The sequence below is a fragment of the Arenimonas donghaensis DSM 18148 = HO3-R19 genome (assembly GCF_000743535.1).
Lineage (GTDB): Bacteria > Pseudomonadota > Gammaproteobacteria > Xanthomonadales > Xanthomonadaceae > Arenimonas > Arenimonas donghaensis.
The window spans coordinates 1-21,043 of record NZ_AVCJ01000048.1 but is presented as its reverse complement, the minus strand read 5'-3'; the positions used below and the strand labels follow the sequence as shown (position 1 = coordinate 21,043).

General features: G+C 70.1%; 18 protein-coding genes. 6 read left to right on the top strand and 12 right to left on the bottom strand.

The window, feature by feature from the left end:
• Positions 1–2: 2 nt before the first annotated feature.
• From N788_RS11695 to N788_RS11685, 3 genes are all read left to right on the top strand, one after another.
• Entirely contained in the window at positions 3–602 is a 600-nt protein-coding gene (locus tag N788_RS11695; RefSeq protein WP_034225303.1) for an OmpA family protein, read from the top strand.
• Positions 603–758: 156 nt separating this feature from the next.
• Positions 759–2,483, top strand: coding sequence for a bifunctional ornithine lipid synthase OlsF (gene olsF, locus N788_RS11690; RefSeq protein WP_034225301.1), 1,725 nt, complete (start codon positions 759–761; stop codon positions 2,481–2,483).
• Entirely contained in the window at positions 2,480–3,298 is an 819-nt protein-coding gene (locus tag N788_RS11685) for a UDP-2,3-diacylglucosamine diphosphatase (protein WP_034225299.1), read from the top strand. The genes olsF and N788_RS11685 overlap by 4 nt, the downstream gene beginning before the upstream one ends.
• On the opposite strand, the gene N788_RS11680 is transcribed toward N788_RS11685, so the two are convergent.
• A complete protein-coding gene (locus N788_RS11680; protein ID WP_034225296.1) occupies positions 3,268–3,738 on the bottom strand; it encodes a DUF1203 domain-containing protein in 471 nt (156 codons plus the stop codon). The genes N788_RS11685 and N788_RS11680 overlap by 31 nt on opposite strands.
• 109 nt (positions 3,739–3,847) lie before the next feature.
• Between N788_RS11680 and N788_RS11675 the strand changes: the two genes are divergently transcribed.
• Entirely contained in the window at positions 3,848–4,945 is a 1,098-nt protein-coding gene (locus N788_RS11675; RefSeq protein WP_051924611.1) for a metal-dependent hydrolase, read from the top strand.
• Here N788_RS11675 and dusB read toward each other — a convergent pair.
• From dusB to N788_RS11640, 7 genes are all read right to left on the bottom strand, one after another.
• Complete coding sequence (gene dusB, locus N788_RS11670) at positions 4,891–5,889, bottom strand: tRNA dihydrouridine synthase DusB (RefSeq protein WP_034225294.1); 999 nt, start codon at positions 5,887–5,889, stop codon at positions 4,891–4,893. The two genes, N788_RS11675 and dusB, sit on opposite strands and share 55 nt — an antisense overlap.
• 11 nt (positions 5,890–5,900) lie before the next feature.
• The gene (locus N788_RS11665) at positions 5,901–7,028 is read right to left on the bottom strand and encodes a PepSY-associated TM helix domain-containing protein (RefSeq protein WP_034225292.1); all 1,128 of its coding nucleotides are present in this window, start codon (positions 7,026–7,028) and stop codon (positions 5,901–5,903) included.
• A gap of 8 nt (positions 7,029–7,036) precedes the next feature.
• Positions 7,037–9,148: a TonB-dependent receptor gene (locus N788_RS11660; protein ID WP_034225290.1), complete on the bottom strand. Its 2,112-nt coding sequence runs from the start codon at positions 9,146–9,148 to the stop codon at positions 7,037–7,039.
• A gap of 63 nt (positions 9,149–9,211) precedes the next feature.
• Positions 9,212–10,165 (bottom strand): ribokinase, encoded by a 954-nt coding sequence (locus N788_RS11655; RefSeq protein ID WP_034225288.1) that lies wholly within the window; start codon positions 10,163–10,165, stop codon positions 9,212–9,214.
• A gap of 1 nt (position 10,166) precedes the next feature.
• Positions 10,167–11,459 carry a NupC/NupG family nucleoside CNT transporter gene (locus N788_RS11650; RefSeq protein ID WP_034225286.1) on the bottom strand — a complete coding sequence of 431 codons (1,293 nt, stop codon included), beginning with the start codon at positions 11,457–11,459 and terminating at the stop codon, positions 10,167–10,169.
• A 76-nt stretch (positions 11,460–11,535) separates the two neighbouring features.
• Complete coding sequence (locus N788_RS14060) at positions 11,536–12,672, bottom strand: GGDEF domain-containing protein (RefSeq protein WP_051924610.1); 1,137 nt, start codon at positions 12,670–12,672, stop codon at positions 11,536–11,538.
• 76 nt (positions 12,673–12,748) lie between these two features.
• Positions 12,749–13,315: a TMEM165/GDT1 family protein gene (locus tag N788_RS11640; protein WP_034225284.1), complete on the bottom strand. Its 567-nt coding sequence runs from the start codon at positions 13,313–13,315 to the stop codon at positions 12,749–12,751.
• Between the two features lie 177 nt (positions 13,316–13,492).
• Between N788_RS11640 and N788_RS11635 the strand changes: the two genes are divergently transcribed.
• A complete protein-coding gene (locus N788_RS11635; RefSeq protein WP_034225282.1) occupies positions 13,493–15,700 on the top strand; it encodes a TonB-dependent hemoglobin/transferrin/lactoferrin family receptor in 2,208 nt (735 codons plus the stop codon).
• Between the two features lie 16 nt (positions 15,701–15,716).
• On the top strand, positions 15,717–16,700 hold the full coding sequence (locus tag N788_RS11630) for a DUF6607 family protein (RefSeq protein ID WP_244444131.1): 984 nt from the start codon (positions 15,717–15,719) through the stop codon (positions 16,698–16,700).
• 103 nt (positions 16,701–16,803) lie between these two features.
• Here the strand turns inward: N788_RS11630 and N788_RS11625 are convergent, their stop codons facing one another.
• The 4 genes from N788_RS11625 to N788_RS11610 all read right to left on the bottom strand — a co-directional run bounded on the left by N788_RS11625 (position 16,804) and on the right by N788_RS11610 (position 20,819).
• Positions 16,804–17,805 carry a hypothetical protein gene (locus N788_RS11625; RefSeq protein WP_152560474.1) on the bottom strand — a complete coding sequence of 334 codons (1,002 nt, stop codon included), beginning with the start codon at positions 17,803–17,805 and terminating at the stop codon, positions 16,804–16,806.
• Positions 17,802–18,647 (bottom strand): hypothetical protein, encoded by an 846-nt coding sequence (locus tag N788_RS11620; RefSeq protein ID WP_152560473.1) that lies wholly within the window; start codon positions 18,645–18,647, stop codon positions 17,802–17,804. The genes N788_RS11625 and N788_RS11620 overlap by 4 nt, the downstream gene beginning before the upstream one ends.
• Positions 18,648–18,933: 286 nt before the next feature.
• Positions 18,934–19,899, bottom strand: a complete 966-nt coding sequence (locus N788_RS11615; RefSeq protein ID WP_152560472.1) for an SEL1-like repeat protein — start codon at positions 19,897–19,899, stop codon at positions 18,934–18,936.
• Complete coding sequence (locus tag N788_RS11610) at positions 19,896–20,819, bottom strand: hypothetical protein (protein ID WP_034225275.1); 924 nt, start codon at positions 20,817–20,819, stop codon at positions 19,896–19,898. The genes N788_RS11615 and N788_RS11610 overlap by 4 nt, the downstream gene beginning before the upstream one ends.
• Positions 20,820–21,043 lie beyond the last annotated feature (224 nt).

The window sequence follows — 21,043 nt, the reverse complement described above, 5'->3', positions numbered from 1 at the left end:
GCATGCGAACCCCTGTCCGAACCCTTACCCGCGGCCTGCGCCCCCTGGTCGCCGCTTTTGTCGTAGCCGGTCTTGTGGGCTGTGCCAGCTACGTCAAGCGCGACGAGTACGACGCCACCATCGCCGAGCTGCGCGCCAACGACGCCCGCCACGACCAGCGCCTGGACCAGATCCAGGCCACGCTGGAGAAGCGCTTTGCCGACTACGACGCCCGCTTCGCCCAGTTTGAGGGCCGGCTGCACGTCGAAACCACCGCCCACTTCGCCTACGGCAAGGCCGAGGTCCGTGAAGCCGACAAGCCGATGCTGGCCGACTTCGCCAAGACCCTGGCCGCGCATCACGAAGGCGTCCTGGTCACGGTCGAAGGCTTCACCGACCCGGCCGGCTCGGCCAGCTACAACAAGCGCCTGGGCCAGCGCCGTGCCGACGCCGTGCGCGACTTCCTGGTCTCCCAGGGCCTGGACGCCGACCAGGTGCGCACGGTCAGCTACGGCGAAGCCGACAACCGCCAGATCCGCCCCGGCGCCTGGGGCGACGACGGCCTGGCCAACCGCCGCGTCGCGCTGGTAATTGACTTCGTCGAGGCGGTCGCCGCGCGCTGATTTGCGTCGACCGGGTAACACCGACAGGCCGGGCCAGGTGCCCGGCCTGTTTTGTTTCATGGCCACGGCTGTCACCGGGCTGACGCCTGCGGGTAACCGGGCTGCAAGGGCGCCCACGCAAGCTTCGCGGCAATTTCCCGGGTTCGTGGACATCACATGCTTGATCTCGAGCGCCAACTGGCATCCCGCCATCCCGCCTGGTTCCGTGGCCCGCACGCTGGGCTGGTGAAGCCGCTCGTGGCCAGGGTGCAGAAGGCTTCGCGGCTCGCCGAGGCCAGGGATTTCCTGGAAACACACGGTCACCTGCGCGGCCTGGCCTTCGTCGAATCGGCCCTGCGCTACCTGGACGTGCGCTACACGGTGGACCAGGTCGAGCGCGAACGCATCCCGGAAACCGGTCGGCTGCTGGTCGTCGCCAACCACCCCAGCGGCGCCCTGGATGCGCTAGCCCTGCTGCACCTGGTCGGCAGCGTGCGCAAGGACGTGCGCGTGGTCGCCAACGACCTGCTGGGCACGGTGTCGCCGCTGCGCGACCTGCTGCTGCCGGTTCGCATCCTCGGCGGGCGGCCGACGCCGGACTCGCTGCGCGCGGTGGAGGCGGCGCTGGAACAGGAACAGTGCGTCATCGTCTTCCCGGCCGGCGAAGTCTCGCGCCTGGGCTGGCGCGGCATCCGCGACGGCCGCTGGCGCCGGGGTTTCCTGCGCTTCGCCCGCAGCACCGGGGCGCCGGTGTTGCCGGTGAAAGTGCAGGCGCGCAATTCGATGTTCTTCTACGGCGTGTCGGCGCTGTACCGCCCCGCGGGCATGCTGATGCTGGCCCGGGAGGTGTTCGCCCGCCGCGGCAGCCGCATCGGCCTGCGCATTGGCCAGGCCCGCTGCATCGCCCCGGACGTAACCGATCGCCTCGCACTCAGGGCCGTGCGCCGGGCCGTCAGCGCCATCGGCTCGCGCCGGGAAACGCGGCCCGCCGGTCCCCAGCCGCTGGCCCACGCCGTCGACCGCCGGCTGCTGGTGCGCGAGCTCTCGCGACTGCCCCTGCTGGGCCAGACGCCGGACGGCAAACGCATCCACGGCGGCCCGCTCGCCGCCGACTCCCCGCTGCTGCGCGAAATCGGCCGCCTGCGCGAACTCACCTTCCGCGCGGCCGGCGAAGGCACCGGCCAACGCCTGGACCTGGATGCCTACGACACCTGGTACGACCACATCGTGCTCTGGGACGGCGAAGCCCTGGAAATCGCCGGCGGCTATCGCGTCGCACCCTGCGAGCGTGTGTTCGCCGAACGCGGGCTGCGGGGCCTGTACACCGCGTCCCTGTTCACCTATCCGTGCCACCTGCTGCCGCGGCTGATGCAGGGCATGGAACTGGGCCGCAGCTTCGTCGCACCCGCCTACCAGGGCAGCCGCAGCCTGGACTACCTGTGGCTGGGCATCGGCGCCTACCTGCGCCACCAGCCGGGCGTGCGCTACCTGTTCGGGCCGGTGTCGATGAGCGCCGACCTGCCGCTGGCGGCGCGCGAGCAGATGGTCGGCTACTACGCGCGCTATTTCGGCGACGACGGCCAGGGCGTGGCGGCGAACCGCCCCTTCCGCTTCCTGGCCGCGCCGCCTGACTTCGGCGAACTGGGTGCCGACGACGCCTTCCGCCTGCTCAAGGCCAACCTGGGCGCGCTCGGTGCCCGCGTGCCGACCCTGTACAAGCAGTACACCGAACTCTGCGAGCCAGGCGGCGCACGCTTCCTGGCCTTCGGTGTCGACCCGGACTTCAACAACGCCGTCGATGGCCTGATCGAACTCGACCTGGCCCAGGTCCGTCCGCGCAAACGTGGCCGTTACCTGGCACCGCCCGAGGCCATGCCCCTGGCCGGGCCGGAGGCCGCGTGAGCACCGCGACGGCCCCCCGCCACCGGGCCGTCTTCATCTCCGACGTGCACCTGGGCTCGGCGCACTGCCACGCGGCCGAACTGGCCGACTTCCTGGCGACCCTGCGCACGCGGCGCCTGTACCTGGTCGGCGACATCGTCGACCTGTGGTGGCTGGCCGAACGCCGGGCCGCCTGGGGCCCGCACCAGCGCCAGGTCATCGAAGGCCTGCACGCCCTGGCCCGGTCCGGCACCGAACTGGTCTACGTGCCCGGCAACCACGACCGCCCCATCCGCAACTTCTGCGGCCTGGTGCTGCCGAACATGCGCCTGCGCCGGCGCACCATCCACGTCACCGGCGACGGCCGGCGCCTGCTGGTGACCCACGGCGACGACTACGACGCGCTCACCCAGTTCGGCAACCTGCAGGAACGCTTTGGCGACTGGCTCTACGAACGCATCCTGGCCGGCAACCGGCTCACCAATCGCGTGCGCCGGCGCCTGGGCCTGCGCTACTGGTCGCTGGCTGATTTCCTGAAGTCGCGCAGCGGCGCCGCCGAACGTTACATCGCGCGTTTCGTCCAGGCCGGCCTCGACGACGCCGGCCGCCGTGGCCTGGACGGCATCGTCTGCGGCCACATCCATCGCGCCGGCCTGTTCCAGCGCGGCGGCCTGGTCTACGCCAACGACGGCGACTGGGTCGAAAGCCTCACCGCCCTGGCCGAAGAGCCCGACGGCAGCCTGGTGCTGCTGCGTCACGACGGCAGCGAGCTGGCGCGGCTGCCCGGCCGTGCCCGACCCAGGCTTCAGGCCGCACGGCCCAGCCAGGCGGCGTAACACCCCATCGCCGCGTAGTGCGCGTGCAGGTAGGCCACCTCGTCGCGGGCCAGCAGCGTTCGCGCGGCGTCCAGCGCGTCGGTGCCGGGCGTCAGCGTGGCGCCCACCAGCCAGCCGCCGGCGGTAAAGGCCCGCAGTGACAGCGTGCGGCGGGCCAGCGCCGGCGGCACGGTGTTTATGGCGTCGTAGGCCTGCCTGGCGGCCAGGCGCACATAGATCGCGTGGCTGGCCCGGAAGGGCGTGGCGGCGTCCTGGTGCTGGAAGTTGGCCAGCAGGACGGTTTCCCCCGGCTGGGCGTCGTCCAGGCTGACGCGGCAGGGGAAACCCGGGTGGCTGTCGGCCGTGCGCATCGTCGCCAGATGCTCGGCCTGGGCCTCGGGCGGCAGCTGCATCAGGGCGTGGAAAGGGGCGGCCTCGAGGCCGCGGATGCGGATGTCCATGGGGTTCTCCTGGGTGGGGTGACGGCAAGTTAGGGCGCGGCGGCCCTGCCTGCTATCCGCTTCTTGCGCCTCACGCCGCGGCGACCCGCGCAGCGGTTAGCATCCGGCCATGGATTCGCTCACCCAGATCGTCCTGGGCGCCGCCGTCGCGGGCGCCATCGCCCCGGCCCGGCATCGCCGCGCCGCCCTGGCTGCCGGCGCCGCGCTCGGTACCTTGCCCGACCTCGATTCGCTGCCGATGTGGTTCATGGGCCTGGACCCGGTGACCAACATGACCTGGCATCGCGGACCCTCGCATTCGCTGCTGGTGCTGGTGCCGCTGGCGGCGCTGCTGTGGTGGCTGTTCAAGCAAAGTGGCGGGCGCGTCGCCGAAGCCCCCAAACGCTGGTACTGGGCCATCACCCTGGCGTTGGTAACGCACCCGCTGCTTGATGCGTTCACCGTCTACGGCACCCAGCTGTGGTGGCCGCTGCCGCCGTCGCCGGCGATGTGGTCGAGCCTGTTCATCATCGATCCGCTTTACACGCTGCCCTTGCTGCTCGGCTGCCTGGTCGCGCTGGTACGCGGTTGGCGTCCTGCGGCGCAGAAGGCCCTGGTGGTCGGCCTGGCGCTGAGTTCGGTTTACCTGGGCTGGTCGCTGGTGGCCAAGGCGCTGGTGGACCGCGCCGCCGAAGCCACGCTGGCGACGGTCGGCCTGCAGGACGCGCCCCGGTTCTCGGTGCCGATGCCGTTCAACACGCTGCTGTGGCGCGTGGTGGTGATGACGCCGAAGGGCTATCTGGAAGGGGAGCGTTCGCTCGTCGCGGACGAGGGGCCCATGGTCTTTCGCCAATACCGGTCCGACACCGTGGCCTACGCCCGGGCACGGGATTTGCCGGTCGTGCAACGGCTGGCATGGTTCAACCACGGCTACATGAAGGCCGAGGTCCGCGACCGCAAGCTGGTGCTGTCCGACCTGCGCATGGGCGCCGAGCCCGACTACAGCTTTCGCTTCGTCGTCGCCGAGCAACATGGCAGCGGCTGGCGCGCCATCGTTCCCGAGCAGGCGCAGTGGCCCTGGGAGGCGCGGCGCCGCCTGGCGGCGATGTGGGACCGCATCTGGACCCGGCCCGAGGCCGAAATAGCGGCGATCGCCGCCGGCACCCCGCTGGTTCAGGCCGCCGCGGCGAATTCCGGCGACACGCCGGCGACCAGCGCGTCGAAGTAGTCGCGGGTCAGGCGCAGCTGCTCCGGGGCCGTGGTGGCGCGGTTGACCACGCCGCGGAAGGCGGCATTTTCCGGGCGGTCCTTCGCGTACCAGCCCAGGTGCTTGCGGGCGATGCGTACGCCCGATTCCTCGCCGTAGAAGGCGTGCAGGTGTTGCAGGTGCCCCAGCAGGATGTCGCGCACTTCAGCGACGGTCGGTTCGGGCAGCGTATCGCCGGTCGCCAGGTAATGCGCCACCTCGCGGAAGATCCACGGCCGGCCCTGGGCGGCGCGGCCGATCATCACCGCGTCGGCGCCGGTGTGGCGCAGCACGAAGGCGGCCTTCTGCGGTGAGTCGATGTCGCCGTTGGCCAGCACCGGGATGCGCAGCGCGGCCTTGACCGCGGCGATGGTGTCGTACTCGGCGACGCCCGTGTACTGCTGGTCGCGCGTGCGGCCGTGCACGGCCAGCGCCGCGATGCCGCTGTCCTGGGCGATGCGGGCGATGGCCAGCGCGTTTTTCTGGTCGGCGGCCCAGCCGGTGCGGATCTTCAGCGTCACCGGCACGTCCACCGCCGATACCACCGCCGACAGGATGCGCGCCACCAGCGCCTCGTCGCGCATCAGCGCCGACCCGGCCCAGGCGTTGCAGACCTTCTTGGCCGGGCAGCCCATGTTGATGTCGACCAGCTGCGCGCCGTGTTCGACGTTGTGCCGCGCCGCGTCCGCCATCACTTCGGGCACGGTGCCGGCGATCTGCACGCTGATCGGCGCCGGCTCACCGGCGTGGTCCATGCGGTGCAGGGACTTGGCCGTGTTCCAGAAACGCGGGTCCGAGGTCGTCATCTCCGACACGCACAGGCCCGCGCCCAGTTGCTTGCACAGCATCCGGAAGGGCTTGTCGGTGACGCCGGCCATCGGAGCCAGCACCACGCGCGGTTCGATGGCGTAGGGGCCGATCTGCATGGGGCGGCATTCTAGCCGCCCGGCGTCCCCGCTGCCCGGGTGCCCTGTCTGCGCGCCCGCCGGCGGCGCCAGAACAGGAAACCGGTGACCAGCAGGAAGCCCGGCAGCAAGCCCGCCGCGACCATCGCCAGTTTCATCGGCAGGCCGCCGACGGCGGCCACGTGCAGCGGATAGATGGCGTTGGTCAGCCGCGCACCCGCGCGGTCGGCGGTGGCGTCGTGGCGCAGCAGGACCTGCCTGCCGTCGCGGGTGACCACCACCACGCTGCGGCCCACCGGATGCCATTCGCCGACGGCCTGGCCGCGGAAACTGACGGTCGTGGTCCCGGCTGCCGGCACGGCGACGCGCGCCAGCCGGCTCCCGGGCAGTGCGGCCCGGGCCTGCGCCAGCGCACGCGTCCAGTCGGTCGCCGCTGGCGTTACCGCGGGCGTCGCCGCCACCGGTGCCGGCGCGGCGCCCAGTGCGCCGACGATCACCGCCCGGAAACCCGCGTGGTAGATCATGCCCAGGCCGGTGAGGGTGGCCAGCACCAGCAGCGGCAGCGCGATCGCGCCGGTGCTGCGGTGCCAGCTCAGCCAGCGCCGCGCCGGCGGGCCCTTGCGCCATCGCAGGTGCTCGCCCAGGCGCCCGGGCCGGGGCCACCACAGGTACAGCCCGCCCAGCAGCAGGAACATCGCCACCCAGCCGGCCACGCCCAGGACTTCCTTGCCGACGGGGCCGCCCAGCAGTTCGACGTGCCAATGGTGCAGCCACATCAAGCCGTCATCGTGGTGGCTGCGCACGAGCAGCAGTTCGCCATCCTCGGGCGCGAAATAGGCGCGGCGGCCGTCGGCGAAGTAGGCCTGCCAGACCGGCAGGTCGTCGCGGGGCAGGTCGAGCACGGTCAGGCCGTGCGGCGACCACTGGTGCAGCAGCCGGCCCATGACGGCGCCGTCGGCGATGGGTTCATGCGCGGCCAGCCGCGGTTCGCCCGCGACCAGCAGCTCGGTGTGGAACACCAGCACCGAACCGGCCAGCGCCACCAGGGCGAAGAGCGTGCCGGCCACCAGGCCCAGCCACAGGTGCAGCCAGGAAACGACCGCGCGCACGCGCCGCCCGAAGCGGCCGGGCGGGCGCGGCGTCGCCTGTCGCGGTGCCATGCCCGGGCTCAGAAGCGGTGCGACCAGGCGAGGCTGAGGACGCGGCCGCGGCCGGCGACGTAGTCGTCGTTGGACGGCGTGGTCTGCGAGAAGTAGCTGATGTACTGCTCGCCCAGCAGGTTCTCGACGCCGACCGACAGGCTGCCCACCGGCAGGCCGAAGCGCGCCTGCAGGTCGAGCGTGGTGTAACCGTCGAAGGACGCGACCTGGGCACCGAACCGATCGAAGTCGCGGTCGAAGGCATGGCTGGCCTGCAGACGGGTGGCGACGCGGTCGGTCCAGGCGCGCTCCCAGAACACGGTGGCGCGGTCAGGACTGATGTTGATGCCTTCCAGGTCGGTGTCCACGCGGCCGTCCTGGTCTCGGTCGTAGCGGCCTTCGGTGCGCGCATAGGCCAGGCCCAGGCGGTCGCCGGAATCCAGGCGAAGGGCCACGTTGCCTTCGATGCCACGAATTTCCGTGGTCTGGCGACGCACGTTGTAGTTGTCCGACACCGGGTCGTAGACCAGCAGCGAACCCAGGTCGGAGTCGGACCAGTAGGCCGCCAGGTGCGCGGTCCAGCGTCCGTCGTCGTAGTCCACGCCGATCTCGCGGTTGTCGGCGACCACCGGCGACAGGTCGACCAGGCGGTCGACCGCCTGGCCCGGCACGTTGATCGCCCGCAGCACGCGGCCGATGTCCGCCACGGTATAGCCCTCGGCGTAGGAGCCGTAGAAGGCCAGGGCGTGGGTGGCCTGCCAGGTGATGCCGGCGTTGCCCAGGGTTTCGGTGGTCTTGGGATTGCCGCCCGTGACGCGCTGGGCGCCGTAGATCGGCAGCGTGGTGTAGTCGTCGACCTCCAGCTCGCCGCGCTCATGGCGCAGGCCGCCGACCAGGCTGACATCGCCGAGGGTCCAGACCAGCTGGGCGAACGGCGACACCGAGGAATAGGTGGTTTCCGGCACCCAGGCCAGTCCCGCTTCAATCAGCTCCTGCTCCGTCGTGTCCTTGGCCAGGTCCAGGCCGAAGGTCGCCTGCAGCGGCAGACCCAGCAGTTCCGGGTGCGACCAGCTGAACTTGCCGCCGAGCTTTTCGGAAAGATTGCGCGACTGGTCCTGCCAGATCGAGCCGGGATCGTTGCGGAAGAAATCGACCCAGGGCGACGACCCGTAGCGGGCGGCGAAGTCGAACCAGTAGACCTGGGCCTGCAGGTAACCTCCGGCCAGGTCGCGGTCGGTGTAGTCCAGGGCCACCTGGTCGGAGCGATTGCCCGGCGGCTCCAGCGGCCGTTCGCCGCGCACCGACGTGGCCGGCCGGCCAGTGGCGATATCGCCGTCCACCGAGACATAGCGCCCGTCGCCCTCGAGTTCGTAATGGCTGGCGGTGAGCTGCAGGCGACGGTCGTCGGCCAGGGCCCAGCCCAGCTTGGCGAACAGGTTGAGTGAGCTGGAGTCCATCAGGTCGCCCTGCACGCCGTTCACGGCCAGGGCCCGGCCATCGCCGTCGTAGTGCAGGCCTTCGGTGCCGTGCGAGGCGCCGCCGACGAAGTCCACCGCGCCGCGGCGGGTGCCCAGCAGCCAGGACGCGCGGGTGCCCACGGCGTCGCTTTCGGTCGGCAGCGCGGTGCTGGCGCCCAGGGAAACGTCGTTCCAGGTCGCCCCGTCCTCGCGCGGCGCGCGCTTGGTGATGATGTTGATGATGCCGCCGGACGCGCCCAGGCCTTGCAGGGCATTGGCGCCGTGGATGACCTCGATGCGTTCGATCATCGCCGGATCGATAGTGTGGGCGTCGCGCGAACCATCGCGCAGCGGCGTGGACTGCGGCACGCCGTCGACCATGTACAGCGGCTGCCGGCCGCGCAGCGACTCGCCGAAGCTGGTCATCTTCTGGCGCGAGGGCGCGAACGCGGGAATCAGGTTCGCCAGTACCTGGGACAGGTCGTTGGTGAGGGCCAGCTGCTGCTCGAGCTGGGCCCGGTCGATCACCGTGATGGTGTTGGGCAGGGCCGCTTCCGACCAGGGCATCCGGCTGGTGCTGGCCGAGACGGTGACCTCGTCCAGGACGGCCAGGTCGTCATCGGCACGGGCGGTTGGCGAGAGGGCGCCGAGGACGGCGACGGTGAGCAGGGCAAGACGGGGCATGGCGCGATCCGGACAGGAATTCGGCGCGCATGATAATAAGAATGATTCGCACTCGCAACCGACTTAACCCAGTTCGTGCCCCCTGGGCATGGCCAGGGCGGCCCCGTGGCGTTCGGTCGAGCGGGCCGCATAGCGGGTGGCGAATTCGACCGCGCTGCGGAAGGGCGCCGATGGCCCGCCAGCCAGCGCCGCGGCCAGCGCGCCGTTGAAAGCGTCGCCGGCGCCGGTGGTGTCCACCACGCGCGCGGGGTGGGCGGGCACCCGGTAGGCGGCTGCGTCGTCGCCGTGCAGCTGGGCGGGTGCGTGCGAGACAAAGGCGCCGTGGCCGCCCAGGGTGATCACCCAGGTGGCGGGCTGCAGCGACTGGCACAGCGCGTGCAGCGCTTCGTCGGTGCAGGCGTGCAGGGTGGCCGGGTCGGCCGAGCGGTTGCCATGGCGGCCCAGCAGGCCGGCGAATTCGGTTTCGTTCGGGGTCAGCACGTCGGCGAGCGCCAGCATCGCCGATGTCGTCGGGGCGTTGGCTGGCGCCGGATTGAGCACGGTAGTGGCGCCGTGGGCGCGGGCGCGTTCCAGCGCCTCGTGCACCGCGGCCGGGGCCACTTCGAGCTGGGCGAGCACGACGTTGGCGGCTGCAAGCTCGTCGTCCAGCGACGCGACGTGCGCGTCCGACAGCAGGGCGTTGGCGCCCGGCGCCACGGCGATGATGTTGCGGCCGCTGGCATCGACGAAGATGCCGGCCGTGCCCGAGGGCGCCTCGGGGAAGGTCTCGGCCAGCAGGGTGATGCCTTCCTCGTCGGCCAGCTGCCGGGCAACGGCGGCGCCGGCGTCTTCGCCCAGGGCGGTGACGAAGCTGGCCTCGGCGCCGGCACGCGTGGCGGCGACGGCCTGGTTGAAACCCTTGCCGCCCGGCCCGCCGGCGTAGCTGGCCAGCCGGGTTGCGCCCGGGGCGGGCAAGGCGTCGACGGACCAGACGTGGTCGAGGTTGAACGAGCCCACCACCAGCACCCGTCCGGCCATGTCAGGCACCCAGGGACATCAGCACGCCGGCGATGGTGGCGGTCATGAACGTGGCGAGCGTGCCGCCGAGCACGGCGCGCAGGCCGAAGCGCGCCAGGTCCTGCCGGCGCTCCGGCGCCAGGCCGCCGATGCCGCCGATCTGGATGGCGATCGAGCTGAAGTTGGCGAAGCCACACAGCGCGTAGGTGGCGATGAGGCGACCCTTCTCGGTGAGCTCCACGCCTTCGACGCGGCCGTTGACGATTTCGGCCAGCTGCAGGTAGGCGACGAATTCGTTGATGACGATCTTCTGGCCGATCAGCGAGCCGACGGTGTTCGCGTCCTGCCACGGCACGCCGATCACCCAGGCGATGGGCGCCAGCAGGTAGCCGAAGATGGTCGCCAGGTCGGTGGGCTTGCCCAGGACGGCGGCCAGGCCGGTGACTTCACCCACCCAGGTCAGCGGCGCGTTGATCAGCGCGATCAGGGCGATGAAAGCCAGCAGCATCGCGCCGATGTTCAGCGCCAGGCGCAGGCCGTCGGCGGCGCCGGCGGCCGCGGCGTCGATGACGTTGCTGGTGGTCTTTTCGACTTCCATCTTCACCGTGCCGCGGGTGAGCGGGTTTCCGGTTTCCGGGATCAGCAGCTTGGCGATCACCAGGGTGGCCGGCGCCGCCATGATCGACGCCGCCAGCAGGTGCTTGGCGAAGAACGCGCCCTGCTCGGGATCGCCGGCGCCGAGCATGCCGACGTAGGCCGCCAGCACGCCGCCGGCGATGTGCGCCATGCCGCCGATCATCATGGTGATGAGCTCGGACTCCGTCATGCGCGCGATGTACGGGCGCACCGTCAGCGGTGCTTCGGTCTGGCCGATGAAGACGCTGGCGCAGACACTGGTGGTTTCCGCACCCGACACCTTCATCACCTTGGTGATGGCGGCGGCCATGATGCGCACGATGAACTGCATCACGCCCAGGTGGTACATCACGCCCATCAGCGCCGCGAAGAAGATGATGGTCGGCAGCACCTGGAAGGCGAAGATGAACCCGTAGGTCTGGGTGTCCATCAGGCTGCCGAAGATGAAGGTCGAACCAGCGGAGACGAACTCCAGGATCTTCACGAAGCCGTGGCCGAGCCAGTCGAACACCTCGCGCCCGCCCGGCACCAGCAGCACCAGTGCGGCGAAGGCGATCTGCAGCGTGATGCCGGTCAGCACCAGGCGCCAGTCCACGGCCCGCTTGTTGTTGGAGAAGAGCCAGGCGATGCCGATCAGGACCGACAGCCCGAACAGGCCGAACAAGATGCTGGAAACCATGGGATAGGAAGCCGCGGAAGGATGCGGCAGGTTAGTTCACGCCCCCGGCCCGGGCAAGGCGCGATTCAAGGGGCGATCATTCCCCGTCCCGGGCCAGCACCCGGTTGCGGCCCGCGGCCTTGGCGGCGCGCAGGCGTTCGTCGGCGCGTTTCATCAGGCCCGACAGGTCGTTGGCGTCCTGCGGGCAGCTGGCCAGGCCGGCGCTGAGCGTCAGCCGGCGCGGCTCGACGTCGGGTTCAGGCACGAAGGGCGCGGCCTCGAGCTTGCGCCGCAGGACCTCCATGCGCTCCCAGGCGGCGCCGATGGGCAGGGCCATGATGAGCACGAATTCCTCGCCACCGGCCCGGATCATCGGCTCCTCGCGGCCCAGTTCGCGCCGGATCACCGCCACTGCATGGCGCAGGGCGCGGTCGCCGGCCAGGTGGCCGAGCTCGGCGTTGATGTGGCGGAAGTTGTCCAGGTCGATCAGGGCCAGGCTCAGGGTGCGGCCTTCGCGGCGCGCCGCCTCGACCTTGGTGGGTATCTGGGAGTTGAGGTAGTTGCGGTTGTGCAGGCCGGTGAGGCCGTCGGTGGCCGACCACTGCGCCAGGCGCTGGGCCCGGAACACGATCACCGCCGAAACCACGGTCGCGACCGCCAGCAGCATCAGCCGCTGCAGTTGGGTGGAGCTGGACACGCTGCCGTAATCGGCCGACACCAGCGGGCCGTCTGCGGTCGTCATCACCCAGGTCCACAGCAGGGCCGACTGCACCATCGCCAGCACGCCCGCGACCAGGGTCACGCGCAGGTCGTGGCGCAGGGCGGTGGCGAAGATGGCCAGCAGGTAGCAGGACCAGACCACCGTGCTGTTGACCGTGGCCACCGGGGTGCTCCACAGGCCAAGCAGCAGCAGGACCCCGCTGACCAGGCTGACGTCGAAGCAGGAGGAGAGCATCGGCAGCCATGCCGGGCGCCGGCTGCGCAAGGCCAGCCGCAGCCAGGCAAGGGAGAACAGCAGGACGCCGAGCGTGCCGGCCAGGCCGGCCAGCGAATCATTGACCAGGCCACCGCCCAGCCAGTTCAGGCCGGGCAGCAGCATCAACAGGCAGGACACGAACACCCGCAGGCGGGCCACCAGCAATTCGCCGCCGGCGCCGATTTCCAGGAGCAGGTCGTCGGGACGTTCGCGCAGGGCGCCGGTAAGGTCCTCGAGGGTTTCGCGCAGGGTACTCACGCCGGGGGTCGTGGCCTGGTGGGTTTGGCTGCCAGCATACCCGCGTGCCTGGTCGGCGGTAAGCGCGTGCGCCGGCTCAGCCCGGCAAGCCGGCGAAGGCGACCCACAGCCCCAGGCCCGCGAACAGCGCCGCCGCGGCGTACCGTGCCGCCTTGAGCGGCAACTTCGCGGCAAAACGTGCCCCCAGCACCACCACCGGCGCATTGGCCAGCATCATGCCCAGCGACGTGCCGGCCACGACCTGCCACAGCGGTTCGTACTGCGCCGCCAGCACCACCGTGGCGACCTGGGTCTTGTCGCCCATCTCGACCAGGAAGAAGGCGATGAGCGTGGCCACGAAGGGCCCGAAGCGCGGCGCCTTGGCGTCGTCCTCGTCCAGTTTGTCCGGCACCAGCGCCCAGGCCGCGACGGCGAGGAAGGACAGCACCACGCCCCAGCGCAGGTAATCGGGATTGACCCAGCCCGACACCAGCGCGCCCAGCCAGCCGGCCAGCGCGTGGTTGAGCACGGTGGCGACCAGGATGCCGGCCACGATCGGCCAGGGCTTGCGGTAGCGAGCCGCCAGCACGAGCGCGAGCAATTGGGTCTTGTCGCCGATTTCCGCGATGGCGACGGCGAGGGTGGATACGAGCAATGCGTCCAAGGTGGGGCGAATGATAACGGCATTCGCGGACCGGTTGACCGAGTCAAATGCGAATGATTATCATGTGCGGACCAGCCAGCCGCTCCTCCAGGCCTTCATCGGCCTCCTGCGTTGCCAGCCGACCACCGGAACGCGCCGTCGCCCTCGCCGCGATGGCCGCACGCAGGAACCCACGCCATGCATCGCACCCCCCTGGCCCAGGCGCTCGGGCTGGCCCTGGCCTTTCTGGCCGCGCCCGCCGTCGGCGCCGCTGCCGTCACGCACAACGGCGCCACCGCCACGCTCGAAACCATCACGGTCACCGCCACTCGCACCGAGCGGGCGCTCGACGAGGTGCCCACTACGGTCAGCGTGTTCGATCGCGATGAGCTGGACAGGCTGCTGGCGCGCGACCTCAAGGACCTCGTGCGCTACGAACCCGGCGTGTCGGTGACCTCGAGTTTTGGTCGCTTCGGACTGGGCGGATTCCGCATCCGCGGCCTGGACGGCAACCGGGTGCGCATGCAGACCGACGGCATTGCGGTGCCGGACGCGTTTTCGATCGGCAGCTTTTCCAACGCCAACCGCAACGTCGTCGACCTCGACACGCTCAAGGCCGTCGAAATCGTGCGCGGCCCGGCCAGTGCGCTGTATGGCTCGGACGCCCTCGGCGGCGTGGTGTCCTTCGTCACCAAGGATCCCGAGGATTACCTGGACGACGGCCGCGACCAGCACGTCGGGCTCACGTTCGGCTACCAGGGCGACAACACGGGCCTGTTCGCCGGTGCGACCACCGCCTTTGCCGGTGAACGCTGGTCGAGCCTGCTGGCCGTCAGCACGCGCAAGGGCCGGGAAACCGAAAACTTTGGCGACGATCAATCCACCGGCGCCGGTCGCACGGCACCCAACCCGCAGGACACGCGCGGCAAGTCGCTGCTGGGCAAGCTGGTGTTCGCTCCCAACGGTACCCAGCGGTTCCGCCTGACCGTGGAGGGCAACGAGGACACCACCGACACCCAGGCACTTTCGTCGGTCAATGCCACGACCCTGGCGCTGGTGGGCGAAGACCACCAGACCCGTGCGCGCATCGCGCTGGCGCACGAAATCGACGTGATCGACGCGGCCTGGGCCGATGCGCTGGACTGGCAGGTCTATCGCCAGGACAGCGAAACCACCCAGTACACGTTCGAGGACCGCAGCAACAACACGCGCCGCGAACGGGAGTTCAATTTCGACCAGCGGGTGCAGGGCGTGATGTTCACCGCGCACAAGGACTTCGCCACCGGCGGCGTGCGCCACCAGCTGACTTACGGCCTGGACCTGGCCCATACCGAATTCCGGCAAAAGCGCGACGGCCTGGCCATCAACCTGACCACCGGCGCGGCAAGCCCGGTGCTGATGCCCGACGTCTTCCCGGTGCGTGACTTCCCGGTCAGCGAAACCATGGCGGCGGCCCTGTACCTGCAGGACGAAATCCTGTTCGCCGACGGCGACTTCCGGCTGGTGCCGGGGCTGCGCGTGGACCGCTACGAACTGGATCCGCAAGCGGACCCGATCTTCAGCGAAGACAATCCGGGCGTGGCGCTATCGGGCATCGAGGAAACCAGCGTGTCGCCCAAGCTCGGCGCCGTCTGGCACTTCGCCGACCGCTGGTCGCTGTTCGGCGGCTACGCCCGCGGCTTTCGCTCGCCGCCCTACAACGACGTCAACCTCGGTTTCACCAACTTCGCCTTCGGCTACACCGCCATCCCCAACCCCGATCTCAAGCCCGAGACCAGCGATGGCATCGAAGCCGGCCTGCGCTACGGCGGCGAAGCCTTGTGGGCCAGCCTGTCGGCGTACCAGAACGACTACCAGGACTTCATCGAGTCGCTGCGTTTCGTCGGCTTCAACGACCTGGGGCTGATGGTGTTCCAATCGCAAAACGTCGACGAGGCCCGTATCCGCGGCGCCGAACTCAAGGCCGGCCTGGACCTGGGCGCGCTGTCGGACGGGCTGGAGGGGTGGCGGTTGCGCACGGCCTTGTCCTGGCAGCACGGCGACGACCGCGTGGCCGATGAACCGCTGCGTTCGGTCGACCCGGCGCGCGCCGTGCTCGGGCTCGGCTACGAAGCCCGGGCCTGGGGCGTCGAGCTGGTGGGCAGCTTCGCGCAGCGCAAGGACCGGCTGGCCGAACTCTCTCCCGGCCAGCCGGCCTTTGCGCCGCCCGGCTACGGCGTGCTCGACCTGCTCGCGCACTGGGACTTCGCGCCCGGCGCCACGGTCAACCTGGGCCTGTTCAACCTCGGCGACCGCAAGGTCTGGGACTGGGCCGACGTGCCCGGCGTAGCCGCCAACAGCGCTGTCCTGGACCGCTACACCCGACCCGGGCGCCACGTGGCGCTCAGCCTGCACGTTCAGTGGTAAACCACGGAGACCCACGATGACCCGCTATCTTTTGCTCGCCACGACGGCGCTGGCCCTGGCGGCCTGCGCGACCACGCCCGCTTCTGCGCCGACTGCGGTCGGGGCCTCCACTCCGCCTGCACCGGTGCTTGCCGCCGACTACGACGCCGACCGGCAGGCGATCCTCTCGATGCTTGGCGAATACGAAGTCAGCTTCGATTTCCAGGAGACCGTGGCGCTCCGGTCCGGCTACCAGACCCGTCCCGCCAAGCACAGTGGTGCCAACGAAGTGGTGATCCTGGTCGAAGACGCCGGCGATCGCATCGTGCTCCAGCACCTGCTGGTGTCCAGGGACGGCCACGTCACCAAGCACTGGCGCCAGGACTGGCACTACCAGGCCACCGAACGTTTCGAGTTCACCGCCGACCAGACCTGGCGCATGCGTGCAATTGATCCCGCCAGCACGCGCGGCGCCTGGACCCAGTGCGTGTTCGAGGTCAGCGACGCCCCGCGCTACTGCGGCACCGGTCGCTTCAACCACAAGTACGGCGTCGCCACCTGGACCTCGGACCGCAGCTGGCGACCGCTGCCGCGGCGCGAGTACACCACCCGTGAGGACTACAACGCGCTCAACGTCGAGAACCGCCACACCATGGTCCCCGGCGGCTGGACCCACGAACAGGACAACACCAAGGTCGTGCGCCGCGCCGACGGCAGCACCGACCACACGCTGGTGCGTGAGTTCGGGTTCAACAACTATCGCAAGGTGGAAGACTTCGACTTCGGGCCGGCTTATCGCTACTGGGACGCCACCCAGGGTTACTGGGCGAAGGTGCGCGCGCTGTGGCAGGCGCGCTTCGACGCCAACGACGGCGTGCATCTCAAGACCGAGGTCGACGGCATGCCGGTGATCGTCGCGACCTTCACCCAGGCCGGCAAGGTGGAGAAAGGTGAGCAGATTGCCGAAGGCGACATCCAGGCTGTATTCGACAAGTACGTGCTGGCGCCGTCGGCGCAATGAGGCCCGGCTCCAGGCCAGGACGGCTGTGGCTTGGGCGGGACGCGGGCCGGCGTCGGAGCAGCAGGGGTGCAAGGCCCATTACGGCCCGGGCAGAGCGTCGCATTCAATCGCCGGCTTGCCGGAGAGTCCCTACTGAAGTCCGGGGCGCGGGACCCTGGCAATCCGAGGACGCCATCGATCCGTGCGTGCCTGGAAAGTAGGGCATGTCGGAGCTCGACAGGTTGTGGAAAACACCGCTTGCGAAAGCCTCTTTGTGCCATCGACGCGCGCGCTCGATGCTTTCGCGTTCCTGCGCGGCGTCCAGGCGGTCGAACATGAAGGGGAAATGCCCCGACGTGGCGCCGGAGCCGAGCAAGGACTGCAGCTGCCAGTGCGCGTTGGCCTGGACCTGGTCGTCGGGAAACAGCGCATACGCCAGGCCGACATCCTGCGAATAGGCCCGGGCGAGAAACGCGGCGGCTTCGGGAATGCCGGCGTCGCGCGCCGCCAGCATCATGCCAGGGGCGGAGCGACGCCATTGGTCGAACTCCGGCGTGGCGGCGAACCCGATGTCCCGGTAGCGGTAATGCTCGCCGGTGCCATACAGGTACATGGCATAGGGAACGCCGGCCCTGGCCGCCTGCGACAGCAAGGACACGGCGTCTTCGTGGAGCGCGGGTTCGACCCTGCGACACGCGCTCGCGCTTTCTGCTACTGCCATGCTCTGCTGGTCGATCCGGATCGCCGCCTCCAGGTTTCCTTGCGCAGCGTGCCGCTCCGCGCTGAGGGAATGGAGTCCACGCAGGCCGTCCTGGCCCAGCGTGAAGCGGCAACTGAGCAGTTCCAGCGCCAGCCGGCAGGCAGCACGGGCATGCCCTGCGCGGGCATGGGCGGCCAGGAGTGGCGCAGCCTGGTCAATGGGTATGCCTTTGGGAGGCAAGGGCGGAAGATCCTCGCCCTCTCCCGCCGCGGTCATCGCCGGCGCCGGTTTCCCGGCAGTGGCATTGGCATCGCCCCTTTCTGCTGGGCCAGCGTCTTCCTCCGCGGATCGTGGCCACAGCCCGAAGACGACCCACACCAGCAAGGTTGCAAGCGAGAGGACAATGATTGGCCGGAGTATTTTCATGGCCACGATTCCGCGCCGGTGCAGGTGTCTGAGGCAGGCCCTTCGTCCCGCCAGTCCCTTGCCGGCGGGACAAGGCGTTGCAGCTGGGGACCGGAGGCGTACTTGCGCCCGCCGAAATAGGTCGCGTGCCACTCCCGGGCTGTCTCGCGTGCGCCGGCAAACTGTGCACGTGTGGGCAGGGAACGCATGTCCAGGGAGGGGGCATGCCCCGGCGGATCGATCAGCATTTCCGCCAGCCGGTCCAGTGCATATGCCCGATCAGGGTCCGGCGGCAGGATCCACGCGAGCATTGTGCTGTCGTTGTAAGCCTTGACCAGCGCGAGCACCGCCGCCGGGTCACCTTTTTCTATTTGTTTCTGCAGCATGGCGGGGGCTTCGCTGCGCCACTGGTCGAAACGCCCGTCGCGGAGAAAGTCCCAGCCATGCCGCATGGAAGTTCCCAGGCTGCTGCCGCTGGCGTGCAGGATGATCGCATCGGCATTGCCACCGAGCGCGGCCTGGCGAAGGTAGTGGTAGCCGAGTAGGTCGGGACGTTCCGGAAGCCCCTGGCAATGGCGCGCGAGCTCGACCGACCTGAGCAGGCTTTCGGCGGCGCGGTTCGCCTTCTCCAGGTCGCCGGCCTGGCTGGCTCTTTCCTCGATGTCCCGGTGGAACTGGATGACGCGTTCGCTGGTCGCTTCCACGACCGACCCGCAGTAGACCAGGCGCGCGCCGAGCCGGCAGCCAGCAACGTGGTCGCCGCTTTCGGCGCGGATGCGCAGGTCGTCGAGTTCGGGCGGCAGGCGCGGTGCGTCGACGACGGTGCCGACGCGCATCGGGTCAGCGGGCGCGGTGCGGGACACCGCGGGGATATCCTCGGTGGTACTAGCGGCAGGCGCAGGCCGGTTGTCGTCCGGACGGGCGTAGGCCAGCCACCAGGCAGCGGCCAAGAGGAGCAATAAAAGCGCGTAGATCCAAGCCTTGCTCGACCGACTGCCTGGCATGCGCCTGCATTCCCGGGGGAGGAGGCCCATTCAAACCCGCGCTGCTGCCCCGGGCAAGCGCTGCCGGATCAGTCCACCTGGCTTGCCCGCGTCGCGATGCGCGTAACGACGTCGTCGGCGCAGTGAAGCCGGGCCCGCGCCCGGGTTACTGCGGCCGCGGCAGGTTGCAGAAATCCGAGGCGCTGAATCCGGGCTGCCGGTACGGGCCGCGCGCGGAAAGCTCGGGGCCCTGGTAGGTGCGTCCGCCGAAGCGGTCGCGGTGCAGGCGCATCGCTTCGGCCTTGAGCCGGGCACGCTCGTCGGCGTCCAGGCCCATCGAGCGCTCCGGTACGAGCCGCCCCTGCTGACCGTCCAGCAGCGCCGCCAGCTGCAGGTGCAGGAACGCACGGCGGGGGTCATCCGGCACCAGGCCGTTGGCGAAATCGCCGTCGTCCAGGTAGGCCCGGCCGAGTGCCCGGGCGGCGCCCGGATGGCCGGCTTCGAAGGCAGCCTGCAGGTGCCGGGCCGCATTGCGGCGCCAGCCGTCAAAGTGCGGGTGCCGGAAGATGCCGCGCTCGTTCCGGAACTCGTGGCCCAGTTCGAAATACAGCACCGCCGACGGCGCGTGGCCCGCGGCAGCGGCCGGACCCAGCAGGGCCAGCGAATCGACCGACTCGATCGGCGGTGCGGTGCCGCAGGCGTTTTTTTGCTCGATCCGCAACAGCGTGGCTTCGGCGGCGCGATTGGCTTCTTCAAGCTGGCCCTGGGCCTCGAGCTGCAGCTCGCGCGAGCGATTGCCGCGTTCGGGCTGCCAGCGCTGCAGGAAGCCGCAGCGCAGGCGTTCGACCACGAGCTGGCAGCTCGCCTCCGGATGGCCAGCCTCGGCCAGCCGTTCGAGCTCGGCCAGGCGTTGGGAGAGGGCCAGGGTTTCGGGTGGCAGGGGTTCGGTGCTCGCCGGACTGGCAGGATTCACGGCGGACGTCGGCGTCCGCGATACATCCGGCTCCGCCGGCGTGGGCTGCTGTTCGGCCAGGGCGCGCGGCGGGTCATCGCTCCGGGTCCACAGCGTGACCGCCCCGACGCAAGCCAACGCCAGCAATACGAATCCGAGCCAACGGCGGCGCCGGCTCATGGCGTCGCCTCGCCGGGCGCGACGCTGCAGGTCTTGCCCTGCGCCTGCATCAAAGCGAATCCACCGTTGGCTTCAAACGCCTGGAAATCGTAGGTGTGGCCCTTGAAGTAGTCCTGGTGCCAGCGCATGGCCAGGTCCCGGGCCTGTTCGCGCACCACGCTGTCGGGTTGGTTGCGCAGTCGTGCCTGGGCCAGCGCCCGCAACCTCCCGTCGCCCTGCAACAGCAGGAAAAGGTCGGCATAGGCCTGGTCGGTGACGGGGTCGGGAGGCAGCGCGCCGGCCAGGGGTCCGCCCATCAGCGGATCGTTGGCCATCATCCGGGTGACCAGCGCTTCCGGGTAGCCGGCCTTGACCAACGCCTCCAGCATCGCCGGGGCTTCGCGCCGCCAGGTGTCGAACCTCGGTGAGCGCAGGTAGTCGAAGCTGGCGCCGGACATGCCGAACCCCTCGCCTTGCGCATAGCGCAGCATGGCCTCCGGTTCGCCGGCGTGGGCCGCCTGGCGCAACCAGTCGAAGTGCTTGTCGCGGTGCTGCGCCAAGAGCACCTCGCAGCGTGGCGTTGACCCGTACTCGTCCGATTCCGTTGCGATGTCCCTCAGGAACTTCTTGCTCCGGCATTCCCCCAGTTCCCGGGCCAGCTGGCAGGCCGCGAGGGCATCGCCGGCGCCGGCGCGGGCGGCCAGGTCCTCGATGGGCCCCGGCATGGCCAATGGGCGGGCAGGGCCAGCGTCGTCGAAGCGCGCCACGGCGACGGGGGTGCCTGCCGGTGGCGGATCAACCGGGTGCCCGCTTTCAGCGGGCACGTCGGCGGCCGGCGGAAGAGGCATCTCCGGCCCGGAGGCTGAATGCCAGCGCCACGCCAGCGCCGCGGCGACGCCGATGAGGCCCAGCGCGAGGGCAAGGGACTGGTTTCGATTCAAGGGAGGTTCCGCGAAGGTTCAATGTGCATTGAACCCCGCGGGAACCCTCGCCGCAATCCTCGGCCTTCAGTCGACCCGCGGCGCCCGGGTGGCGATGCGGGACACGACGCCGTCAGCGAAAACGACCGATGCATTTTCAGCGGGCGGCGGCGGAGGCGGCGGCGTGGGTGCGGCGCGCGGACTCGGGGGCGCGGGGGGCGCCGGGGGAGCCGGAGGGGCGGGCG